22 protein-coding genes are annotated in these 22,664 nt (G+C 41.4%); 3 read left to right on the top strand and 19 right to left on the bottom strand.

Annotated elements, in window-relative coordinates; genetic code table 11:
• Positions 1-480 precede the first annotated feature (480 nt).
• The 8 genes from HMPREF0549_RS08255 to HMPREF0549_RS08220 form a co-directional block, all read right to left on the bottom strand.
• Positions 481-1,194, bottom strand: coding sequence for a class A sortase (locus HMPREF0549_RS08255; RefSeq protein WP_003717832.1), 714 nt, complete (start codon positions 1,192-1,194; stop codon positions 481-483).
• 69 nt (positions 1,195-1,263) lie between these two features.
• Positions 1,264-2,163 (bottom strand): alpha/beta hydrolase, encoded by a 900-nt coding sequence (locus tag HMPREF0549_RS08250; RefSeq protein WP_003717831.1) that lies wholly within the window; start codon positions 2,161-2,163, stop codon positions 1,264-1,266.
• On the bottom strand, positions 2,150-3,466 hold the full coding sequence (locus HMPREF0549_RS08245) for a PTS transporter subunit EIIC (RefSeq protein WP_050754878.1): 1,317 nt from the start codon (positions 3,464-3,466) through the stop codon (positions 2,150-2,152). Before HMPREF0549_RS08245 ends, HMPREF0549_RS08250 begins: the two co-directional genes overlap by 14 nt.
• Positions 3,467-3,601: 135 nt before the next feature.
• On the bottom strand, positions 3,602-3,847 hold the full coding sequence (locus tag HMPREF0549_RS08240; protein ID WP_003717829.1) for a type B 50S ribosomal protein L31: 246 nt from the start codon (positions 3,845-3,847) through the stop codon (positions 3,602-3,604).
• Positions 3,848-3,944: 97 nt separating this feature from the next.
• Entirely contained in the window at positions 3,945-5,219 is a 1,275-nt protein-coding gene (gene murA, locus HMPREF0549_RS08235; RefSeq protein ID WP_003717828.1) for a UDP-N-acetylglucosamine 1-carboxyvinyltransferase, read from the bottom strand.
• A gap of 234 nt (positions 5,220-5,453) precedes the next feature.
• Complete coding sequence (gene pyrG / locus HMPREF0549_RS08230; RefSeq protein ID WP_040531806.1) at positions 5,454-7,064, bottom strand: CTP synthase; 1,611 nt, start codon at positions 7,062-7,064, stop codon at positions 5,454-5,456.
• A 172-nt stretch (positions 7,065-7,236) separates the two neighbouring features.
• The gene (gene rpoE / locus HMPREF0549_RS08225) at positions 7,237-7,791 is read right to left on the bottom strand and encodes a DNA-directed RNA polymerase subunit delta (RefSeq protein ID WP_191976252.1); all 555 of its coding nucleotides are present in this window, start codon (positions 7,789-7,791) and stop codon (positions 7,237-7,239) included.
• Between the two features lie 44 nt (positions 7,792-7,835).
• Entirely contained in the window at positions 7,836-8,285 is a 450-nt protein-coding gene (locus HMPREF0549_RS08220) for a YwiB family protein (RefSeq protein ID WP_003717825.1), read from the bottom strand.
• Between the two features lie 109 nt (positions 8,286-8,394).
• Between HMPREF0549_RS08220 and HMPREF0549_RS08215 the strand changes: the two genes are divergently transcribed.
• Genes HMPREF0549_RS08215 through yidA form a run of 3 tightly spaced genes read left to right on the top strand, consistent with a single transcriptional unit; the run spans position 8,395 to position 11,409 of the window.
• On the top strand, positions 8,395-9,219 hold the full coding sequence (locus tag HMPREF0549_RS08215) for a lipoate--protein ligase family protein (protein ID WP_040531803.1): 825 nt from the start codon (positions 8,395-8,397) through the stop codon (positions 9,217-9,219).
• Positions 9,220-9,223: 4 nt separating this feature from the next.
• The gene (locus tag HMPREF0549_RS08210) at positions 9,224-10,588 is read left to right on the top strand and encodes an HD domain-containing protein (protein WP_003717823.1); all 1,365 of its coding nucleotides are present in this window, start codon (positions 9,224-9,226) and stop codon (positions 10,586-10,588) included.
• Positions 10,588-11,409, top strand: coding sequence for a sugar-phosphatase (gene yidA / locus HMPREF0549_RS08205; RefSeq protein WP_003717822.1), 822 nt, complete (start codon positions 10,588-10,590; stop codon positions 11,407-11,409). The genes HMPREF0549_RS08210 and yidA overlap by 1 nt, the downstream gene beginning before the upstream one ends.
• 213 nt (positions 11,410-11,622) lie before the next feature.
• Here the strand turns inward: yidA and HMPREF0549_RS08200 are convergent, their stop codons facing one another.
• From HMPREF0549_RS08200 to metG, 11 genes are all read right to left on the bottom strand, one after another.
• The gene (locus HMPREF0549_RS08200) at positions 11,623-12,510 is read right to left on the bottom strand and encodes a linear amide C-N hydrolase (protein WP_081446197.1); all 888 of its coding nucleotides are present in this window, start codon (positions 12,508-12,510) and stop codon (positions 11,623-11,625) included.
• A gap of 150 nt (positions 12,511-12,660) precedes the next feature.
• On the bottom strand, positions 12,661-13,338 hold the full coding sequence (locus HMPREF0549_RS08195) for a hypothetical protein (RefSeq protein WP_003717820.1): 678 nt from the start codon (positions 13,336-13,338) through the stop codon (positions 12,661-12,663).
• 194 nt (positions 13,339-13,532) lie between these two features.
• On the bottom strand, positions 13,533-14,516 hold the full coding sequence (locus tag HMPREF0549_RS08190; protein WP_040531800.1) for a ribose-phosphate diphosphokinase: 984 nt from the start codon (positions 14,514-14,516) through the stop codon (positions 13,533-13,535).
• 146 nt (positions 14,517-14,662) lie between these two features.
• Positions 14,663-16,027 (bottom strand): bifunctional UDP-N-acetylglucosamine diphosphorylase/glucosamine-1-phosphate N-acetyltransferase GlmU, encoded by a 1,365-nt coding sequence (glmU, locus tag HMPREF0549_RS08185; protein WP_003717818.1) that lies wholly within the window; start codon positions 16,025-16,027, stop codon positions 14,663-14,665.
• 9 nt (positions 16,028-16,036) lie between these two features.
• Complete coding sequence (gene purR, locus HMPREF0549_RS08180) at positions 16,037-16,870, bottom strand: pur operon repressor (protein WP_040531797.1); 834 nt, start codon at positions 16,868-16,870, stop codon at positions 16,037-16,039.
• Positions 16,871-16,988: 118 nt separating this feature from the next.
• Positions 16,989-17,840 carry a 4-(cytidine 5'-diphospho)-2-C-methyl-D-erythritol kinase gene (gene ispE / locus HMPREF0549_RS08175; RefSeq protein ID WP_003717816.1) on the bottom strand — a complete coding sequence of 284 codons (852 nt, stop codon included), beginning with the start codon at positions 17,838-17,840 and terminating at the stop codon, positions 16,989-16,991.
• 135 nt (positions 17,841-17,975) lie between these two features.
• Positions 17,976-18,227, bottom strand: a complete 252-nt coding sequence (locus HMPREF0549_RS08170; RefSeq protein ID WP_003717815.1) for a Veg family protein — start codon at positions 18,225-18,227, stop codon at positions 17,976-17,978.
• An 87-nt stretch (positions 18,228-18,314) separates the two neighbouring features.
• Complete coding sequence (gene rsmA, locus HMPREF0549_RS08165; RefSeq protein WP_003717814.1) at positions 18,315-19,208, bottom strand: 16S rRNA (adenine(1518)-N(6)/adenine(1519)-N(6))-dimethyltransferase RsmA; 894 nt, start codon at positions 19,206-19,208, stop codon at positions 18,315-18,317.
• A complete protein-coding gene (gene rnmV / locus HMPREF0549_RS08160; protein ID WP_003717813.1) occupies positions 19,205-19,765 on the bottom strand; it encodes a ribonuclease M5 in 561 nt (186 codons plus the stop codon). Before rnmV ends, rsmA begins: the two co-directional genes overlap by 4 nt.
• Positions 19,752-20,570 (bottom strand): TatD family hydrolase, encoded by an 819-nt coding sequence (locus HMPREF0549_RS08155; RefSeq protein WP_003717812.1) that lies wholly within the window; start codon positions 20,568-20,570, stop codon positions 19,752-19,754. Before HMPREF0549_RS08155 ends, rnmV begins: the two co-directional genes overlap by 14 nt.
• Positions 20,571-20,582: 12 nt before the next feature.
• Positions 20,583-22,610 carry a methionine--tRNA ligase gene (metG, locus tag HMPREF0549_RS08150; protein WP_003717811.1) on the bottom strand — a complete coding sequence of 676 codons (2,028 nt, stop codon included), beginning with the start codon at positions 22,608-22,610 and terminating at the stop codon, positions 20,583-20,585.
• Positions 22,611-22,664: the final 54 nt, after the last annotated feature.

Genomic DNA, 22,664 nt, shown 5'->3' with positions numbered 1-22,664 from the left:
GGGTTACGATTTATAGAAAGCGAGGCTCTTAATATGACAAAGTACGTTGTTGAATTAAACGAAGAAGATTACCAAATGATCAAGGACTGCCATTCAAAGAACCCTTCATTAATGAAGGCAATGGATGAAGCTAAAAAGGTGGAAAAATAGAGTGCGAGCCAGCAGAGCGTGAAGCCGTAAAGAGCTCCCGGATGATAACGATTTCTCTCGACGAAGGCGACTTGCGCCTAGGAGAGAGGTCGTTATCTTGAGGGAGCTTAGGCTGAACGCGTTTCGACTAAGTTGCAGAAGGACATGTTAGCTCTAGCAAGTTCCTGGCGAGCAGATCTTGACTGTGTTGCCTAGAAGGAAGCTTAAGCTACACGCGTTTCAACCATGCAGCCAAGGCTCCTACTACATTAAGCTCAAAAGTCACAAAAGCTAAAAAAGGGACGACAATTAACGTTCAGCATATTGAATGTTAATTGTCGTCCCTTTTACTTATGATTTTCTTCCCGTTGTGTACTTACTACTAAAATTATGTTGGACCTGCTGTGGTGCATCCTTAAATGGCATCTTCTTAACAAAGCTACCACAAACCATTAGTCGGTGAGCACCTGTTTCATCACAAGTAATTAGCGTGATGATCTTGCTCTTGGTGTTATTAACTACCTCAACCTGTGAAGGTGAAATAATCTTCCGTTCATAAATCTTATATTCATAAACGTTCTTTAGGTCAGTAATGTATACTTTTTGACCAACCTTAGATTTAGAATACAGGGGTGAAAACAAGACCTTACTACCATTAGCCATATTATGACCAGCCAACGCATAGTTACCTTCACCCATCTTCATGTTTGGCCGTAACGTTCCAGCCGCTAGCGCTAACGTTGTGTTATCAACACCGTTAGCAATCGGAATCGTCATGCCAATCGCTGGTACGGTAATTTCACCAATAATATTAATTGGTTGCTTCTTTGCCCGCGCCCTTGCAACGGTTTGTAAGCTTAAATCCTGAGCATTACTATAATCATAATTAGCACTGCTTTGCTTGCTTTGGTTCTTCTTAATTGCTTGCCGGGTAATCTGTGGTCGGTAGCTTTCCGTCAAATAATACTTGATTTGTTGGTTAAAGATCAGCACCACTGAAATCAATAGTAAGATGACTACCGCAGTCCACCGAAGCCATCCCCGAGATTTTCTCTGTTTTTTCATCCTACTTATCCCTCTCGTTCAATTAGCTAGACATAGTATAACCTGTTTTCTATTTTTTGAACAGAAACTTTAATTGCCATTGTCTCCTTTGCCTGCATTATTTCTATTTGCCGGATTATTTGGGTTCCGACCGTCAAGCAGGTATTCCTCAATTATCTTAACGATTTGCTTATTCTGGGGTAAATCAGAATGCTGAGCCTCATCCCCAGTTACCGTCATCGCCGTATAATGAGCGACCTGCTTTTGGAAAATATACTTTCCAGCTTGAACACTTTCTTCTGGCACTAAACCATCAGAATCATAATTTTCCGTTCCAGCAATTGAAAAGACATTTAGTGTTTTTGGTAGTTTATCGCGGTACTTGGTTAATTCTGTGAACATTTGCGTAGGGGTCTGAATCGACTTTTCCGCAAAGTTATATGGCGTTCCGAGGGTCATCAAACTTTTAATTTTAATGCTGTCCTGGTAATTAGAATAATAATGCTCTAGCCAATATGTCCAAATTAACCCACCGTTTGAATGACCAAACGCCTTAAAGTTATTAAAGTAGTACTGGTCAGTCAACTCATCAAACGCATCGTTCAGCATTGCCGCCTGCTTTTTGATATTTGAAAGGCCATCCCGATTATTTTCAAAACTAATGATAATGAACGGTTCATTATCATTCCGCGCAATCGACCCATTGTAACTAATTTTACCGTTGTTATATACTTCCAGTTTTAAAACACTATGCTTCTTGTCAGTATCCTTATTTAATAGGTTAATCAACTGGTTAAACCGTTCCTTCGTTGCCGAACTACCAGGAACCATAATCACCGGTGACATCCGTGACTTTTCCTGAAGGGCTAAATACCGGTTAGTATGTTTCATCCAAAAATAAGTCGGTAAAGCAATCAAGATTAAGACAACTATTAATGAAAAGAGAATTTGCCGACTCTTTTTACGGAGATTTCCTTCATTTTTGAACATAGTAGTCCACCTCCGAAGAATCTAAGTAAAGTTCCTTGTCAAAATGATCAATGATCTTAACAAACGGAATGAAGCACCAAACATCCAAAATAAATAGTGCCAAGGTAAAGATTAGGACCCACCAGTTACCGTTACTAGCGACAAAACTAATCAGTGGTCCCGGTGTTCCAACCAAAACAGGATATGGAGTTGGTGGGATTAAATGAATCGCAATTGCCCCTGTAGCAATTAATATATTAACAATTGGTAATATTAAAATCGGCAGGAGGTAGAGCGGGTTCATAATAATCGGTAACCCAATCATTGCCGCATATTCCGAGTTAAAAAGTGTCGGCAGCAGCGTCCAGCGAGCAACTTGGTGTTGTCCCTGGCTCTGGGAAGTAATAATAATTGCAATTGTCAAGGCAAGTAACAATCCGTTGCCACCAAAATTAGCGAATGAATTATACAATGAACCCCCGAAAAACGGATAAGGAACATGCCACGCGGAACCATGCCGTAGAGCATAACTCAAGTTACTTGCAAATGGCCCACCGCTTAAGATTGCACCTGAGTTAGCTACGTTTCCCAAGCCAAGCCAATCAAAAATTGTTACTAAAGTTGTTCCAGCGATCGTCAAAAGGATTCCCTGGTTATTATGTCCCACAGTCACCATTTGTGAATAAACGCCCCGTAACACCTTACTTAACCAGCTGAAATTCAGAATATAGGTAAAAATAATTGCTAGCATAACGGATGCCACTAATGGTTTCATCGCATACAATGATCGTTCCCGAACACTGATAATTTGGTTGGTTTTCTGAAAATTACGCTCGATCCCCAGCCAGTGGTATATTTGGCCAATCACATAGCCAACAATTAGTGCAATTAATAAACTTTGTGTGCCGAGAAGTCGCCAATTGAAGGCAATCGCCCGATCTACCGATACGTGGTCATAGCGAAAAGCAATGATCAGAATGGCGACAATTCCCGTTACCCCAGCTAGTTGTGAGTCACGATGATAAATTCTGGCCGTATATTTTGCTGCGGCATAGGCAACCAAGATTCCAAAGAGGTTAAACGTAATCTTGCTAACCCCAATAAAGGCAGACTGGAGAATTGTCATGATCCAATCTGGCACCCAAACGCCAAGGTAGGCAACGTTATAAAATAGCCCATCCTGACTAAGAAAAGTCCGGTATATCATCTGTGAGAATGAACCAAGTAACGCAAAGGGAAATAACATTGATAAGGTTTGGCGAACTACCCGAAAAAACGAGCAGTTGTTCAGCTTCATTATTATCTTTATTAACCGCCGAAGCATCTGATCATCATTCCTTTTAAAAAGCTATTCTTATTATACCTACCTTAATGTTAGTTTTGCTGATCCAATTCAATAATTTAAAAGAAAAAGACGTTGGAAATTTCCAACGTCTTTTTTGAATTAGTAAAGTATGTCTTACTTGAGACCGTACTTCTTGTTGAACTTGTCCACAGCACCATCTGCTTGGGTAAACTTTTGCTTACCAGTGTAGAATGGGTGTGAATCTGAAGTAACTTCAACCCGTACTAATGGGTATTCATTACCGTCTTCCCACTTGATAGTTTCACTTGAGGTTACAGTAGAACCTGAGAGAAACTTGTAACCAGTAGATGCATCTTGGAATACTACTGGATGATAATCTGGATGAATTCCTTGTTTCATAATTTATTACGCTCCTTTTGCCATGAATCATTGCCTGAAACATAGATAATCAACCCTAACAGAATAACACGAATCAATTATCGATGCAATAGACTGATTAAATTTTTACTGAGCTATCGTCTTCGATAGAAACTTTTGCGCCTAAACGGTTAAGCTTCCAAACAATCCGGTCATAGCCACGAAGGATGTTACCAGCATTGTTAATCACTGTCGTTCCTTCTGCCATCAAGCCAGCAATCGTCAAAGACGCTCCGGCACGAATTTCACCGGCAGTCACTTCAGCACCGTGAAGATGATCGGTGTGCTTAATAACAATCATTCCGTCATGGGCTTCGATCTTCATTCCCATCTTCTGTAATTCGGGAATGTGCTTAACCCGCTTTGGATAAATCGTATCGACAACCGTACTATCGCCTTCTGCTAGTGACATTAATGGTGTTAATGGTTGCTGCAAGTCGGTTGCAAATCCAGGGAACGGCATTGTCTTAACGTGAATTGCTTTGAGATGCTTAACTCGCGGTACATAAATCTTATCGCTATCAATTTGCAAATCAACACCCATTTCAATCATCTTACTGGTGAATGATTCTAGGTGTTCTGGAATGACGTTATGAACCATTACGCCATCACCAACTGCCGCTGCCATTGCCAAGTAAGTCCCAGATTCAATCCGGTCAGCAATGATAGTATGGGTATTCATTGATTGTAAAGTATCTACCCCGGTAATCCGAATTGTGTCCGTTCCAGCACCACGAATTTGGGCACCCATGTTGTTTAAAAATGTCGCCAAATCAATAATTTCAGGTTCTTTTGCGGCATTTTCAATCACGGTTGTTCCTTCTGCGCGAACAGAAGCCAAAATGGTATTAATCGTTGCCCCAACCGATACCATATCTAAGAAAATCCGTGTACCGTGAAGACCATTTGGTGCATCTAAATGAACAGTTCCGTTGTTTTCACTAACAGAAGCACCTAATGCCTTAAATGCCTTCAAGTGCTGATCAATTGGCCTCGGTCCAATATTATCTCCACCCGGGAATGTCAGTGTTGCCCGATGGAAGCGTCCTAAAAGAGCACCCATAAAGTAATAAGAAGCCCGCAAACTCTTAATTGCCTTACTTGGAAGTTCAGCTTCAATGATCTGAGTCGGATCGATTTCCAAAAATCCGTGAGTGAATGATGATTTAACGTTCATCGATTCCAAGATGATCATTAAGTTGTGAACATCCAAGATATCTGGAACAGTATCAAATTCAACTGGAGTATCAGCTAAAATTGCTGCTGGGATCAAAGCAACAGTACTGTTCTTGGCACCACCGATCGTAACTTCGCCCGAGAGTCGGTTTCCTCCTTGAATGATCATTCTTTTCATGTCCGTGTTTCCTCACTTAAAATTTCTATGATTTTATAATATTTTTAATTTAATTTTAGCTAAACATTGTTTGTTCCTTAAACAAAACAATCATTAACAATGATAATTAATAATTTAACAAATTACAACCTTTTGCAGGCAATCTTAAATAATTTTGAAGGCTATTTTTTCGCAAAAAAAGCTCTCAAGATAAGCCATAAATCTCATCCCTATCCTGAGAGCAGTTGAAAGAAATTAATCATTCTTATTTTCAACGGCAGCCTTAACAAATGCCTTAAACAAACCTTCTGGGTGGTTTGGCCGTGACTTGAATTCTGGGTGATATTGAGCTGCAACAAAGAATTTCTTCTCTGGTAATTCAACAACTTCAACCAGGTTCCGATCTGGGTTAATCCCAGAAACAACCAGTCCGTGATCTTCCATCTCTTGACGGTAATCATTGTTAAATTCATAACGATGACGGTGCCGTTGACTAATCATCTTTTGGTTATCGTAAGCCGCAGCTGCAACGGTCCCTTGCTTCAACTTACATGGGTAAGCACCTAACCGTTGAGTACCTCCCATATCTTCAACGTCTTCCTGATCAGACATCAAGTCGATAATGTTGTGCTCAGTATTTGGATCAAATTCTGTTGAGTTTGCATCCTTATAACCAAGAACATCACGGGCAAATTCAATACATGCAGTTTGCATCCCAAGGCAGATTCCCAAGTAAGGAACATCATTTTCACGTGCATACTTGATTGCAGTAATCATTCCTTCAATTCCCCGGCTACCGAAACCACCTGGAACAAGGATCCCATCATAATCCTTAAGGGTATCAGCAACATTATCTGAATTAATGTTTTCAGCATTAAAGTGATCAATGTCAACCTTAGCATCAACGGGGTAGCCAGCATGACGAAGAGCCTCGTTAACGGAGATGTACGCATCTTGCAAGTCGGTGTACTTACCAACCATGGCAATCTTAACGGTCTTCTTTAAATCATTTTCGATGTGGTTAACCATATCAGTCCATTCACGCATGTCAGCAACTGGACAATCAAGGCCAAAGTGATCAACTACTAATTGATCCATTCCCTGCTTTTGGAGGTTCAATGGAATTTCGTACAGCGTATTTACATCCATTGATTCAATTACGGCCTTAGGATCAACATCACAGAATAGGGCGATCTTGTTCCGCATTTCATCAGTGATTGGCTTTTCAGTCCGAACAACAAGGATGTTTGGCTGAATTCCTAGGCCACGTAATTCACGAACACTGTGTTGGGTTGGCTTAGTCTTCATTTCACCAGCTGCACGAAGGTATGGAACCAAGGTCGTGTGAATGTATAAGACATTGTCATCACCGACTTCTTCCTTCATTTGCCGAATGGCTTCCATGAATGGTTGTGATTCAATATCACCAACGGTCCCACCGATTTCGGTAATAACAACTTCAGCTTCAGTACTTTCACCCGCACGCTTAATCTTATCCTTGATTGCGTTAGTAATGTGCGGAATCACTTGAACAGTCCGTCCCAAGTAATCACCACGACGTTCCTTCCGCAATACTTCAGAATAAATCTTCCCGGTTGTAACGTTTGAGTACTTGTTTAAGTCGTTGTCAATAAACCGTTCATAATGACCTAAATCCAAATCAGTTTCGGTCCCATCATCAGTAACAAAAACTTCACCGTGTTGGTATGGGCTCATGGTTCCCGGATCAACGTTAATGTATGGATCAAATTTTTGAATAGCAACCTTTAAGCCACGGTTCTTTAACAGACGGCCTAGAGAAGCAGCAACAATTCCCTTGCCTAGTGATGATACAACTCCACCGGTTACAAAAATGTATTTAGTCATCGCGTAATTTTCTCCTTTTTGTTTTTTAATGGGGTTAGTAAATAGAAAAGACTCCCCATTTCTACTGAAACAGGGAGCCAACATTTTAACGAACGATTACCTGTAATTCACAGGCGCCCAAGAAAGATAATACAGGCTCGGCATCAGATAGTCAAGAACAAAATATTAAAAATTATTCTTCGTCATCATCGTCATCGTCGTCTTGCAACTCAGATAATTGACCTTCAATACCATCATCAAGGCCATCATCATCGCTGTAATCGTCATCATCGTCGTCATCATCATAATCTGTGTTATCGTCATCATCCTGATCATCAAGATCTTCATCTTCAGGATCATCGTTATCGTAATCAATAACATCATCATCAGAATTAGAGTCAGCTAAGAAGGCGTTAACCTTACGACGCTTCTTCTTTGGACGATCGTCCTCTTCCTCATCTTCATTTTCACCAACGGTTGCTTCGTCGATTGATTCGTATGGGTACCATGCACGTAGACCCCAAGTGTTATCACCGAGGGAGATAAAACTGCCGTCAATGTTCAAATCAGTGTAAAACTGAGAAAGTCGTTCACGAATCTCTTCATCACTCTTACCAAGGTATTGTTGAACTTCATTAGTTAAATCAACAAATGCCATTGCTTCGCCGTGGTGTGCGAGAATAGCGTGGGCAACTTCGATCATTGAAAGTTCTGATTTGTCTTGGCCGTCAAAAATCTTTAAATCCAAATTGGTGCACATCCCTTCAAAAGTCTAAATTACAGTATACAATGCTAGGCTGCAAATTGCAATTGAACTTGGTAAGTTCCAATTAATTGTTCATTTGCGGTTAACTGATACTCCAAATCAATTGACCCATTAACGTCTTGTGGATCAAATTCTACCGCTAGCCGGTTTGTTGTAACCAACATTCCGATAATTCCGTATTCTGTTCGGTAACGAGTTTTTGTTGGTGCAGACAATTGAAATTCAAAGTCCGTCTCCCGAATTCCGCTTCGTCTTAAATGAAGCTGATCCGTTCCCAGGCGAAACTGAACCGGAGTGGCTGTTCCGCCTTGATGTTCCTGATAGTGAAGATAGTACTTACCATTTAATTCAACAAATTGTCCTTGTTCGTCAAAATGGTATTGATCACGCTGACCATCTTGTTCCATCGTGGTCGTTAATTGAATATGAACTGGCACTACGCGTTTGATATTAAAGACCTCCCATTCATTAAGCATCTTGTCCTGATTATAACTGTTTTTTGTCTCCGAATGTTATTATTCAGCCTAGTTTAGTATAATGAAAATGTTAAATAATACCAGTATTTATAGAAAAGAAGAATTAATTATGATTAATATTTCAAACCAACACGTCGAGATCTTTGACCAACCACTAAAGCCAGCAAATAATCTTTCTTCATTTACGTATACCAACGCGATCCTCCGCGCCAGCGATCAATTACCATCCCCAGTTCTTCATTTCTGGACACTAGAAGATACGGTTATTTTAGGTCTAAAGGATCAACGACTCCCACACCTTTCTACTGCATTAAACTACCTTTCTAATAAGGGACTGCACTACTTCATTCGCAATTCAGGCGGGCTCGCAGTTGCTAGCGACTCTGGGATCCTCAATTTTTCTATTTTCCTACCATGGCACGTTATCGGCGGTGAACTTAAAATTGACGAAGCCTACCAAGTGATGACCGATGTCGTTAGCGCTGCCTATCCTGAACTTACAATCAAGACTGGAGAAATCACCCATTCATACTGCCCCGGAACCTTTGATCTTAGCGTTAATGGGCAAAAAATTGGCGGAATGTCCCAACGCCGGAACAAGTCGGGAGTAGTTGTGATGCTGTACCTCAGTGTCAATGGTCCTCAAATGCTCCGGGGTGAAGTAATTCGAGATTTCTATACTAAGGGACTGCAGAACGAAGAAAATAAGTGGCACTTTCCAGACATTTGGCCGACATCAATGACCACCATCGAGGAGCTGCTTTGCAAACCATTAAGTCTTAAAGAAGCTAGACAACGCCTGTTAAATATTTTTGCTGATCGTGGGGAACAGCAATTACGGCAAGCAATGTGGTCACAGAAATTTATCCAGTACTTAGGTCAAGAACTATCAACAATTACCCGTCTTCAAGAACGCCTTCAAGGGGAGGAATAAGTAAATGTCCTTTCAGGATGAACAATTAGCTAAAGAAAAAGTTTTTCGTGACCCGATTCATGGTCAAATCATTGTCGACAATCAAATTCTTCTCGACTTAATTAATACTCCAGAGTTTCAACGATTGCGGCGAATTAAACAATTAGGGACTTCCTCGCTTACTTTTCACGGCGCAGAGCATTCCCGGTTTGGCCATTGTTTAGGGGTTTATGAAATTACACGAAGAATGTGTAACAGGTTCCAGAGAAATTACCCAACCCGTCAGCCTGGCGATGGTCTCTGGGATGACCGGGAGCGTCCGGTTGCGCTTTGTGCCGCCCTCTTGCACGATCTCGGGCACGGTCCCTATTCCCACACCTTTGAGCATATTTTTCACACGGATCACGAAGCAATTACCCGGGAAATTATTACTAACTCGTCAACCAACGTTAACCGAATTTTGAGTCGTGTTTCCCCAACTTTCCCAGAAGAAGTTGCGAGCGTAATTGATCACACTTACCATAACCCCCAAGTTGTCCAAATGATTTCCAGTCAGGTTGACGCTGACCGAATGGATTATTTACAACGAGATTCGTACTATACTGGAACTAATTATGGGAAATTCGATCTTGATCGGGTTCTCCTCATGATGCGACCTATTAAGAGCGGAATAGCCTTTGATATTTCAGGAATGCACGCGGTTGAAGATTATATTATCAGCCGGTTGCAAATGTACCTTCAGATATATTTCCACCCCGTTTCCCGATCAATGGAAGTAATCCTTGACCACCTTTTAAAACGGGCCAAGTATATTTACCAGCACCCAAGTGAATTTGAACCGGAATTCACCCCTTACATGCTGATGCCCTTTTTCAATAATCGGTTCACATTAGACGACTACCTTGCCCTTGACGATGGTGTCCTTACTACCTACTTCAACCATTGGACTCACTCACGAGATGAGATCCTTAATGACCTCGCCAGAAGATTTCTCAACCGGCGACCACTAAAGTCTGCATTGTACGATGAAAAATCCAAGCCGCTTTTGCCAAAGTTGCATAAATTAATCCAAACGGCAGGGTTCAACAGCGACTACTACACCGCTGTTAATGATAGTTTTAAGCTTCCTTACGACACTTATAACCCACAAAATTCAAATCCACAAACTCAAATTGAATTAATCCAGCCAAACGGTAACTTAATCGAACTGTCGCAGGTTAGTACGCTTGTGGCTAGCGTTTCTGGTAAAGAAGCTGGTGACCAACGGTTTTTCTTCCCTAAGGAAATGCTCAACGAACACAAAGATATTGAAATTTTTGAGCCGATCTATGAAGAATTTCAAAGTTATATTCAAAACAACCATATTATTAACCCAAAGGAGCATAAATAATGACCATTAAACTAGTAGCAATCGATATTGACGCAACCCTAATTAACGATCAGCGGCAAATTACCCCTAAAACCAAAGAAGCCCTCGAAGCTGCAAAGCAACAAGGGGTTAAAGTCGTTCTTTGTACTGGCCGGCCGATGACTGGAGTTAATGCTTACCTTACAGAACTCGGCTTAAACCACCAGGATGACGAATACGTAATTAGTTTTAACGGTGCGCTTGCCCAATCAACTAATGAACGGGTCCTTGTTAACTATACGTTATCCTTTGATGATTACATTGACTGGCAATCTTTCTGCACCAAGAATAATGTTAAATCACAATTTGAATCTCGTGATTATATCTACACGACTAACCGTGACCTGAGTCCGTGGACAATTCATGAATCCGACCTGGTAAGTATGCCTGTCAGGGTCCGTTCGCTTGATGAAATGGCACATACACAGGATCAGTATGTTCTTGCCAAGGGAATGATGCTGGGCGATAAAGAAGAATTAAATCAGGTTCAAACTAAATTTATTAAGGAGTTTGGCGATCGGTTCACGGTTATTCGTAGTGAAGACTTTTACCTAGAAATCATTAATCACCGGGCAAGCAAAGGAAGTACCCTTAAAGCATTGAGCGAAGAGCTTGGAATTAAGCAAGACGAAGTGATGGCTCTTGGAAATGCTCAAAACGATAATTCAATGATCGAATATGCCGGAATTGGTGTGGCAATGGGAAATGCAGTTCCTGAGACTAAGGCGGTCGCTGATGTAATTACTGATACTAATAATAACGATGGTGTTGGTAAAGCGGTCGAAAAGTACGTTTTACGATAATCTAAATTGAAAAATAACCACGGGATGAGAGTGAGACAGAACTAGCTCGCTAGTTCGTTTTCGAACCCCCGTCGACGCGTAGCTAGTCTTTAGAAAGCACAAATAGGGATTCAGCGTTCGGATTTTCCGAGCACTGAATCCCATTTGTATACTGCGTCGTTTGTATTTTATCTAGGTAATATAACTTATGTCACAATCCCATCTGGTTATATTTTATTCAAACCGCTGAATTTCTTTTTCTTGAGCGTGTTTTTTTATATTGTCCGTTGTCGTCTCACCAGTTAGTTGGTTGTAAAAGCGGTATTCGCCAGTTTGTTGGTTAATAATTGCCTGATAATGGGTATAGTTATGCGGGTGTTGGGCATTTTTAGGGATTGTTACGGATTGAAGGAAGGACTTTAATTCTTCAACCGTTGATATTTTGCTTCCCCAACGTGCCTGGGCCGCCAAAATAAAGCGATCACTTGAATTTCGACCAGTAATTTGAGCATTCATTTTGGCTAAATCAATTTTCGTTTGCGCTGTAAACTGAGATTCTGAATCATTGCCAAGATAACGATTTAACTTCTCAATCTGAACCTGATAAGCTGGCGTATTAGTATATACGCCAACCGTGTTTTTAAACACTACCAGCTTACCAGCTAACGGCTCAATTCCATAGCTCCCTGTTGAGTCCATTAAGAACCAGTGAAACGGGTATTGAATTCCATCAAACCAGCGTTTCTTAACAACGTTAATGTTTTCCAAATCAGAAATTACTTCTTGTACCGTAGCATGACTTCCCAAAGCCCAATGGATGAAGTCCTGTGGGGTTAACGTTAACCTGCCGGGACGTGCTTGCCCATAACTAGCCGCAACCGGGAAGAAGAGTTCAGCACAGACCAGTCCCTGATCATTAATCCCGTCGCCAATTAGGTAATGGTCGTCAACAAGACGCATTCCACCCAAAATAGCATAATGGTTATCGATTGTTTTTTCTTCACTTGCGGGACACCAGCGATAACCAGCTGGTAAAAACGTCAATCGCCATGGGGTTCGGGGCGGAAAATCCATGGTCCGTCCAAATAATTTTTCCCGGTCTAGTGTTAATACCGTGCACATCTATCTTCACCCACCTGAAATAAAAAGAAGTTGTGACATAATCCTATTACTTATATTGAAAGCTAATAGGCGGTACAACAATGGCCTCTAACGTTCTAGTAAAGCCGAACGCTAGAGACCACCCTATTGCTGCTCCTCATTGCATATATCTTATTGTAATTTAGTAACCGCACCAGTTTGGCTGTTATATTGATAAATTCCAATCATATTGGAAACAGTATTATCACTATTGTTTTGCCGAACTTCTAGCTTATAAACACTACCGTTAGCAGATGTTGGGATAATTGAATAACCCTTTTCGCCAGTGAAGCCCATCTTATTTGCAAAGGCTTCGACAACACTATCACTTGTCTTATCAGATGCTTGTTGATTTGCGATCCGTTGACTAGAAGAAGAACTTGTGGCCTTAGCATTTTGCTTCTTGTTAATCTTAGATTGAAGAGTTGTATAAGCATCACGCATTGCCGTGCTAGTAGACTTTAATGGTTTCAAACTGTTAGAGGCAGTTTGGTAATCACCATTGTCATATGCGCGCTTAGCAGTTAAATAATTTTGTAAATCATCCTTCAAATTATTAGCTTCATTTGAACGATTACTAGTGTTATTTAAATTATCGTATGCTGCTTGAAAGTTATTGTTGCGAATTGAACGGTTAGCTGAACGAACCGCCTTAGTTGAATCATTTTCAGACGACTGAGTACTGCTATTGGCAGATGAGCTCTTCGTAGAACTAGCCGATTGACTATTACCGCATCCGGCTAACGTTAGAACAAGTGTCAGTGCAGCAGCACCTACTGAGACATTCTTGAAGAACTTATTTACTGTCATAATTACTCCTCCTTTTTCTCCACAAATAATTATACCATGCTGAGTTCACTACTACTCTTCTCGACCCTGCTCTTAAGAATATCGTTAGAAATAGGTGGAAGCTGGGAATTAGACTCGGTAAGTTCAGAAACTATTAGTTACAAAAGAAGAGACCTAGAAAAAACGAAACATTTTTTCTAAGTCTCTCCTAATGATTAAATTTCCGCACTCTTAAATACTTTCTTGAATAACGGGCTAACTGGCCGATTTTCGTTAATCCGCTTAATAGCTGAACCGATAAGTGGAGCAACTGATACTTGCTTAATCTTATCAATTTGCTTTTCCTTTGGCAGTTGGATTGAGTCAGTCACAACAACCTCTTTAATTGGCGAATTATCTAACCGTTCGATAGCTGGACCTGAAAGTACCGCATGAGTACAAGAAGCATAAACTTCTTTTGCCCCGGCATCAATCAAGGCTTGAGCACCCAAAGTAATGGTTCCGGCGGTATCAATCATGTCATCAATCATGATACACTTTTTACCCTTAACATCCCCAATGATGTTCATAATTTGAGCGACGTTTGCTCGTGGACGACGCTTATCAATGATCGCAATTGGTGACTTTAAGAATTCAGCTAAGGCCCGGGCACGAGTAACCCCACCATGATCTGGTGAAATTACAACAGCATCTTGAGCAACGCCTTCCTTAATAAAGTATTCAGCCAATAATGGTGCGCCCATCAAGTGATCAACTGGAATATCAAAGAACCCTTGAATCTGAGCAGCATGAAGGTCTAAGGCAATTACCCGATCAACGCCAGAATTTTGTAACATATTTGCTACTAACTTAGCGGTAATTGGTTCCCGGCTACGTGCTTTCCGGTCTTGACGCGCGTAGCCATAGTAAGGAATTACCACATTGATGGTCTTTGCACTAGCACGACGTAAAGCGTCAACCATGATCAATAGTTCCATCAAATTATCATTAACAGGTGCTGAGGTGGATTGGATAACGTAAACATTATCACCACGAACGCTTTCTTCAATGTTAATTTGAATTTCGCCATCACTAAAACGGTCAACGGACAACTTACCTAATTCAACGCCAACGTGTTCAGCAATCTTTTCGGCAAGTGGTCGGTTTGAATTCAAAGCAAAAATCTTCAACTTAGGGTCAAAATAATGATTAGTAGTCATTGCATCCTCCACTGGATTAATTCAAAACTGGGAAACTGGCAGAACAATCTCCAGTCCCTTTAATAAAAATTGTGTGTACGACAAACATTATTATACCAACACTTTAATGATATAAATTTGCCACACAAAAAGCAAGAGCAGAAAGCTTACCAAGGCAATTTCTTAGCGTAATTTTCCTTGTTAACCTGACGTGCCCGAGCAATTGCCATATCGTATTCTTCAACATTGTCCGTAATTGTGGAGCCAGCTGCAACAAATGCATTAGCAGCCAAATTAACTGGCGCAACCAAATTACTGTTGCTACCAATGAAGGCGTGGTCGCCAACATTAGTATGGTGCTTGTTCTTACCATCATAATTAACAAAGACAACACCACAGCCAACATTGATATTCTTACCAAGGGTGGCATTTCCAATGTAGGTTAAGTGACCAACCTTAGTTCCTTCACCGATAAAGGCCTTCTTAACTTCACAGAAATTACCAATGTGAACATTCTTGCCAATTTCAGCAGCTGGTCGAAGGTGACTATTAGGTCCAATATCACTGCCATCATGCATTTCGGCTTCTTGAAGGGTTGATGAAGTAATGGTTACCCCATCGTGAATGGTAGAATCTTCAATCCGTGAATGAGCGCTGATGTAGCATCCATTACCAATGGTAGTCTTGCCCTTAATAACAACTCCACCTTCAATAACCGTATCCTGACCAATTTGGACACCGTCATCAATGTAAGTAGTTTCTGGATCCAGCATTGTAACCCCAGATTCCATCAGCTTAGTGTTAATCCGCTTGCGCATAATCTTATTAGCACGAGCAAGAGCAACCCGATCATTAACCCCCATTGATTCATCGAAATCTGACATCTTGTATGCAGTAACGATCTCTTGTTCATTCTTCAAGATTTCAATTACATCAGTAAGGTAGTATTCACCCTGAGCATTATCATTATTGATGTTCTTTAAGGCAGCAAAGAGTTTCTTGTTGTCAAAGCAGTAAACACCGGTATTAATTTCATGGATTGCTTGTTCTTCTGGCGTAGCATCCTTTTGTTCCACAATTCGTTCAACAATTCCCACATCATTGCGAACAATTCGACCATAGCCTGTTGGGTCAGGTGCCACAGATGTAAGGATCGTTGCAGCAGCATGGCGTTGTTCATGGTACTCAAATAACTTCTTAAAAGTATCAGCAGTAAACAAAGGTGTATCGCCACTGACAACAATGGTTTCACCATCTTCGTCCGCTAAAAGATCCTTTGCTTGCATTACTGCGTGTCCAGTCCCCAACTGTTCATTTTGTAAGGCAAACTTAGTCCGGTCACCAACAACCTCTTCGACCTTTTCGGCACCGAAACCAACAATGGTAATAATATTTTCAATATCAGCTTTTTCAAGTTGACCAACAACATGTTCTACCATTGTCTTTCCGCATACCTTATGTAAGACCTTATATAACTTTGACCGCATCCGGGTTCCCTTACCGGCTGCTAAAATAATCGCATTCCGCTTCATTTTATTACTTTACTCCTTCTCAAAGACATCTTTAATAAAGCTTCCCGGTCCAGCTTGGATCGTCTTTTTCTCATCGTCCACTGCATTGACCTTAATCAAAGACGTACAGTTATCTACTAATCGTTTACCGGTTACTTCACCTTCAGCCAAGACAGTCATCCCGACCAAGTTAGCATCGAATTCCTTAATCAGTGACTTCATTCCGTTCAGGGTTCCCCCACCCTTCATAAAGTCATCAACAACAACCACGTTAGCCCCTGCAGAAAGTGTCCGCCGTGATAGTTCCATCTTCTTAATCCGTTTTACAGAACCAGAAACATAGTTAACACTCACGGTTGGCCCTTCAGTAATATGAGAGCTATTCCGCACAATTACAAATGGCTTATTCAAGTACATTGCAGCACTTTGCGCAATCGGAATTCCCTTGGTTTCAACCGTCATAATAACATCGACGTCTTGATCAACGTATTGGGTGGCAATTAACCGACCAACACGCCGTAAAATATCTGGCCGGCCAATTAAGTCTGAAAGGTAAACATAATCTCCAGGTAACAGCCGGGTATCATCACTCACAGCATCAACAAGGTCAGCAATTGCTTTTTCCGCATTTTCTTTTGAATAGAATGGCGTTAATACAGCACCACCACTTGCTCCAGGGATTGTTTCTAGCCGTCCCATTCCCCAAGAGTGAAAAGTATGCCGAATAATACTAAGATCTTCGCTAATTGAAGACTTAGCAGAATCATACCGTTCCCCAAAAAATTTGAGTGAAACGAGAGAACGGGGGTGTTCCATCAAATATCTTGTCATATCGACAAGGCGGTTACTACGTCTAACCTTCATATCTAATCCTCCAAAAGTATTAATTGCCTTTGATTTTAACATAAATGTTCGTCTTTTGCTTAATGTTTATTAAAATAACTGGACTTTTCTTCAGTATTAGAAAAGCCCAGCTAGTAATTTATAGTAAAGTAACAATATTAACGTTCCGACAAAAGCCCCGGATTCCATTTTGAACTCGTCGTGCTCGCGATTCGGTATGGCAAATTGCAAAAACTGATGGTCCCGTCCCGCTCATCTGCGCAACATCCGCTCCTAAAGCAAGCATCTTATCCTTCAATCGTTTGATTTCCGGATAATAACGCATTGTTAGTGGTTCCAGAACGTTTCCCATATACTTAGTTGATGTCTGCCAATCGCCATTCCGTAAGCCTTGGAGTAACAGCGAATTATCTAGGTGGTCAATCTGCGTATAATCAATTTGCCGCAATATCTGTGGGGTTGATACACTAATCTGCTGCTTGGCAATTACCGCCCAGTAATGAGGTTGTGGGGGTAGTAATTCAATTTTTTCACCATGTTCAGTTACGTGAGCCAGCTTGCCATATACGCAATACGGAACATCTGAATCAATTGAAAGTGACAACCGTGCTAATTCTTCCAACGAAAGGCCCAGTTTCCAGGCTGAATTCAAAATGCGCAATACCGCGGCAGCATCAGAAGAACCACCGCCTAGTCCCGCAGCAACCGGAATATGTTTCCTAATATTAATTATTAATGCTTCCCGATGGTGGAACCGATTACGCAAAATATTGGCAGCCTGAAATGCAAGATTTCGTTGGTCGTTGGGAAGAAAACTACTATCCGTATATACTTTAACGTTTCCCGGTCGGTCAGCAATTTCAATCGTAACATAGTCAGCCAGATCAACAGAAACCATTACCATATCCCATTTTGGCATCCCATCGAGGTATCTCATCGGTGAATCTAAGCTTAGGTTAAGCTTTGCCGGTGCTTTTTCAGTGATCAGCATTCAGAACACCTCCCCGTTTAGTCAAATAGTTACTTAGATTATAGCAAAGAGAAAGCTAGGAAAGAAGTTAGGAGATCAAAAAAAGCCGTGACAAAAGTCCTCACTGACTCCCATCACGACTCTTCATCGTCTATTTTATGCTTGTGCTTCTTCATCTTCGAAATCAATCGAGATATTTTGTGTTAAGAGATCAGTATAACTGTAACTGATCCGGCTAATTTGTCCTTGTCCCTCATTAACGTGAACGACAAAGATTGCTGGATAGGTTTTACTAAGTACCCCATGATGCTTAGCAACACGTTTCCGGCCTGCTTGAGCAGTTACCAGAACTCGTTGACCAACGCGACCCTCAAGTTCTTGTTTAATCTCTAAAATACTTTTAGCCACACATCTCACCTCACAGGCTGAACTATACGCTAATTCCGCATAAAAGTCAAAATTTTATCACAATTTTAGCAATAATTCAATCGTATTTTAAATTAATTTTTCTTGGTGAAGGGCATTCAAAAGGTTGATAAATTGGGCTAAAGTCAGCTTTTCTGGCCTAAACTGTGGTGAGATCTCGTTTTCTTCCAAAACTTTTGTCATTTTTGCTTTTATATTTGCATCTTTACCAATTACACTTTGCAGGTTATTCCAGAGACTCTTTCGCCGGTGAGCAAAGCATCCCCGAATAAAGCCCATTAATTTCTGCTTATCAAAGGGCTTAGTTGTCAATGGCTGCTGACGCTGCTTAAGCACCACAATTGCGGAATCAACGTTTGGCGCTGGAATAAATGAATGGCGGGAGACGTTAAAGGCAACCTCTGCATCCATCTGATATTCGATTGCTAGGGTTAAAGCACCATACTGTTTTGTCCCTGGCTTAGCAGTAAGACGCTGGGCAACTTCCTTTTGCATCATGACCGTAATTGATGACCACTCCACCGGACTAGCCAGCAGGTTCATCAAGATTGGGCTAGTAATGTAATACGGCAGGTTGGCAACCACTTTAATTGGTTTGGTCGGGTCGGTAAACTGTTGCTGGATTAACTCTGGTAAATTGGCCCTTAAAATATCCTGATTAATTACCGTCACATTGTCGTAAGCAGCCAATGTTTTCTCTAAAACGGGAATCAAATCTTGATCAATCTCAACGGCAACTACCTGTCCGGCAGCCTGCGCCAGTTTTTCAGTCAACGCCCCGATTCCGGGTCCAATCTCAATCACATTATCTGCGTCTGTAACCTCAGCAGCCTCAACAATTCGCTGAAGGATTGCCGGATCAGTCAGGAAGTTCTGACCAAACCCCTTCTTTGCATGAAGGCCATATTCGTTCAGAATTGAACGGGTTGTTTTCCGGCTACCAATTTGTGTTAATTCACTCATTTTGCTTCCTCCTGATCCAATTGATGAACCGCATCTTCAAAATCTTGTCGGCGAATTTGGAACATATTCAACCGTTTTAAGAGCTGCTTACCATTTCCGTAGCCAATCCCAAGTATCTGCCCAAGACGCTCACGCCGGTAACGAGAATTTTGCTTCCCGGTTAAACCAGCTGCTTTTAAATCAGTGCTAGTAATCTCGGCATCCTCCAATGTCCCCTGGGTATAAAGCTTTTCTAAGGCACCCCTAATTACTTCTGGTGTTGCATGCTCAACGCCAAGGCTTCCCTTAAATTCGGGGACGCCCTGATCACGACGAATAAAGGCATGCTTAACCCCTGGGATTGCAGTGCTGATCATCTTACGGATTCGTTCGCCATTAAAGTCAGGATCGGTGAACACGATTAGTCCTCGTGTTTTCTGAAGCTTTTTCAACCGGTCAATATCTACCGCCGATAATGCCGACCCGTTAGTCTCATAGGTATCAGCATTGACCGCTTTTAAGATTTGCTTCGTATCGTCCTTTCCTTCAACGACAATTACTTCTTTAATCTTCTTCATTTGGCTCTCTCTTCGTTAAAAATAATCTTTCAGCATTATGAAAAGTTTTGTAAGCGACCAATTCCGCATCAACATTCTTTAACTTTGCAATTGCGTCAACCACAAACTTAGTAAAGCCGGGCTCGTTTTCTTTTCCCCGGTACGGAATTGGTGTTAGGTAAGGAGCATCGGTTTCAACCATCAACCGATCTAACGGAACCGCTAATGCAGCTTGGTGAACCTCTTCAGCTGTTTTGAAACTAACAACCCCGCTAAACGAGATTGCCATCCCTAATCCCATGAACTTTTCTGCCATTTCAGGCGAACCATTAAAACTATGCATTACCCCGCCAAATTCATCAATATGAGAATTACGGAGAATTGCATAAGCATCTTCAAGGGCGTCCCGGACATGGATTGAAACTGGGAGTTTTAATTGACGGGCAATCTCTAACTGTCGGGCAAAAATTTCCTGCTGACGATCATGCGGTGAATTTTGATCATTAAAATAATCTAATCCAATTTCGCCAATTCCCACAACTAGGGGGTTCTGCAGTTGCTCAATTAGTTTTTTCTCAGCCTGATCAGTATATGAACGAATATCTTCTGGGTGCCAGCCGATAATCGCATGAAGATTATCGTATTCATGGGCCAGCTTAATCGCCCGTGCATTCAAAACGGTATTTGACCCCACAATATTCATTTGGGTGACTCCATAATGGGCAGCCCGTGCTTCAAATGCTGGAACATCATCATAAAAGGCGTCATCGTTTAGATGCGTATGCGAATCATAAACTTGACGCCAGTTTTTATGTTGTTTACTCATTGGGTAACCTGATTATTCAACACCCATTCCAGGAACGAGTGAGTCTGGAACGGTCACAACAGTTACGTTGCCATCCTTTTCTGCAGATAGGAGCATTCCTTGACTAACTTCTCCACGCATCTTCCGTGGCTTCAAGTTAGCAACAATCAGGACCTTCTTACCAACAAGAACGGATGGATCTGGATACCATTCAGCAATTCCTGAAAGGATTTGCCGACCTTCTTCAGTTCCATCATCCATGTGGAACTTCAACAGCTTATCCGCTCCTTCAACATGACCTGCTGAAGTAATTTGAGCAACCTTTAATTCAACCTTATCAAAAACATCAATCCGAATTTGCTTCTTACCAGTTGTTTCTTCTTCACTCATTGCTTTTTGCGCTTCTTTCTTTGCTTGTTCCATTGCCTTACGTCCCTTTTGCTTCTGGTTAGCACTCATTTGACTCTTGATGAACTCAACCTCTTCCTTAACATCGAGTCGAGGGAAGATTGGTGTTCCTTTAGCAACTACTTGGGCTGTTTCTGGGAAATCATCAAATTGCAGAGTAGTTAAATCAAGATTGGTTCCTTCAAGGCCAAGTTGGGTAATAATTTCTTTTGGCGCATGAGTCATTATTGGCTGAATCAGTGCCGCAATTACCCGTAAACTCTTGGCAAGGTGAGTCATAACATCAGATAGCTCAGCTTTCTTACTCTCATCCTTGGCTAATACCCATGGTTCGGTTTCATCGATATATTTATTAGCTCGCGAAACTAATTTCCAAACCGCTGACAAGGCATCAGCAAAATGAACTCGATCCATTTCCGCTTTAAATTCAGCAATCGCATTTGCGGCAGTCTGTTCAAGATCAGTATCATATTCAGTTGTGGCATCATTTTGAGCAACCAGCTTACCGTCTTGATACTTATTAATCATGGCAACGGTCCGGTTAAGTAAGTTCCCCAGATCGTTAGCCAGATCGTAATTAACTTTATCAACAAAGTCTTCTGGACTGAAGACCCCATCATTACCAAATGGCATTGCCTTCAAGAGGTAGTAACGGGTGGCGTCCAGGCCATAACGGTTAACCAACGTTTCGGGGTAAATGACGTTTCCCTTTGACTTAGACATCTTGCCGTCTTTCATTGTCAGCCAGCCGTGACCGATAACATGCTTTGGCAACGGTAGTCCAAGAGCATGGAGCATGATTGGCCAGTAAATCGTATGGAAACGAACGATTTCTTTTCCAACCATGTGCACATCAGCTGGCCAGTACTTCTTAAAGAGGCTATCATCATCAGAACCATAGCCTAAAGCAGTAATATAGTTGGATAACGCATCAATCCAAACGTAAACAACATGTTTTGGATCATTTGGCACCTTAACACCCCAGTTGAATGAGGTCCGGGTAACAGCAAGGTCTTCAAGTCCCGGCTTTAAAAAGTTGTTAACCATTTCGTTAACCCGGGTGTGCGGTTCGATAAAGTCAGGATGTTCTTTATAGTAGTTCATCAGCCAGTCAGAGTACTTGCTCATCTTAAAGAAGTATGACTCTTCTTCAACCAATTGAACTTCATGACCAGAAGGAGCTTTTCCCCCGATTACGTTACCATTGTCATCACGGTAAACTTCAGCTAACTGGCTTTCAGTAAAGTATTCTTCATCATCAACTGAATACCAGCCCTTATATTTACCCTTGTAAATATCGCCCTGGTCGACAAACTTTTGGAAGATTTTTTGGACAGCTTTTTCATGGTAGTCATCCGTTGTCCGGATAAACTTATCATTAGTGATTTCCATTGTCTTCCAAAGTTTCTTAATTCCGGCAGCCATTTCATCCACGTATTCTTGTGGCTGCTTGCCTAGCTTTTCAGCTTTCTGTTCGATCTTTAACCCGTGTTCATCAGTTCCGGTTAAGTAGAAAACATCATAACCCATTAAACGCTTGTAACGTGCTTCAGCATCACAAGCAACGGTCGTATATGTATTACCAATATGTAATTTACCAGATGGATAGTAAATTGGCGTTGTAATGTAATAAGTTGGTTTTTGTTCAGCCATATGAGGCCCCTCTTTCTTATTAATTCCTAATTTTTAATTAATCTTTAGTATAGC

Origin of the sequence: Limosilactobacillus vaginalis DSM 5837 = ATCC 49540 (genome assembly GCF_000159435.1) — a bacterium.
GTDB classification, from domain to species: domain Bacteria; phylum Bacillota; class Bacilli; order Lactobacillales; family Lactobacillaceae; genus Limosilactobacillus; species Limosilactobacillus vaginalis.
Note: the sequence above shows the minus strand (reverse complement) of the source record. Positions and strands in the feature narration are given on the sequence as shown.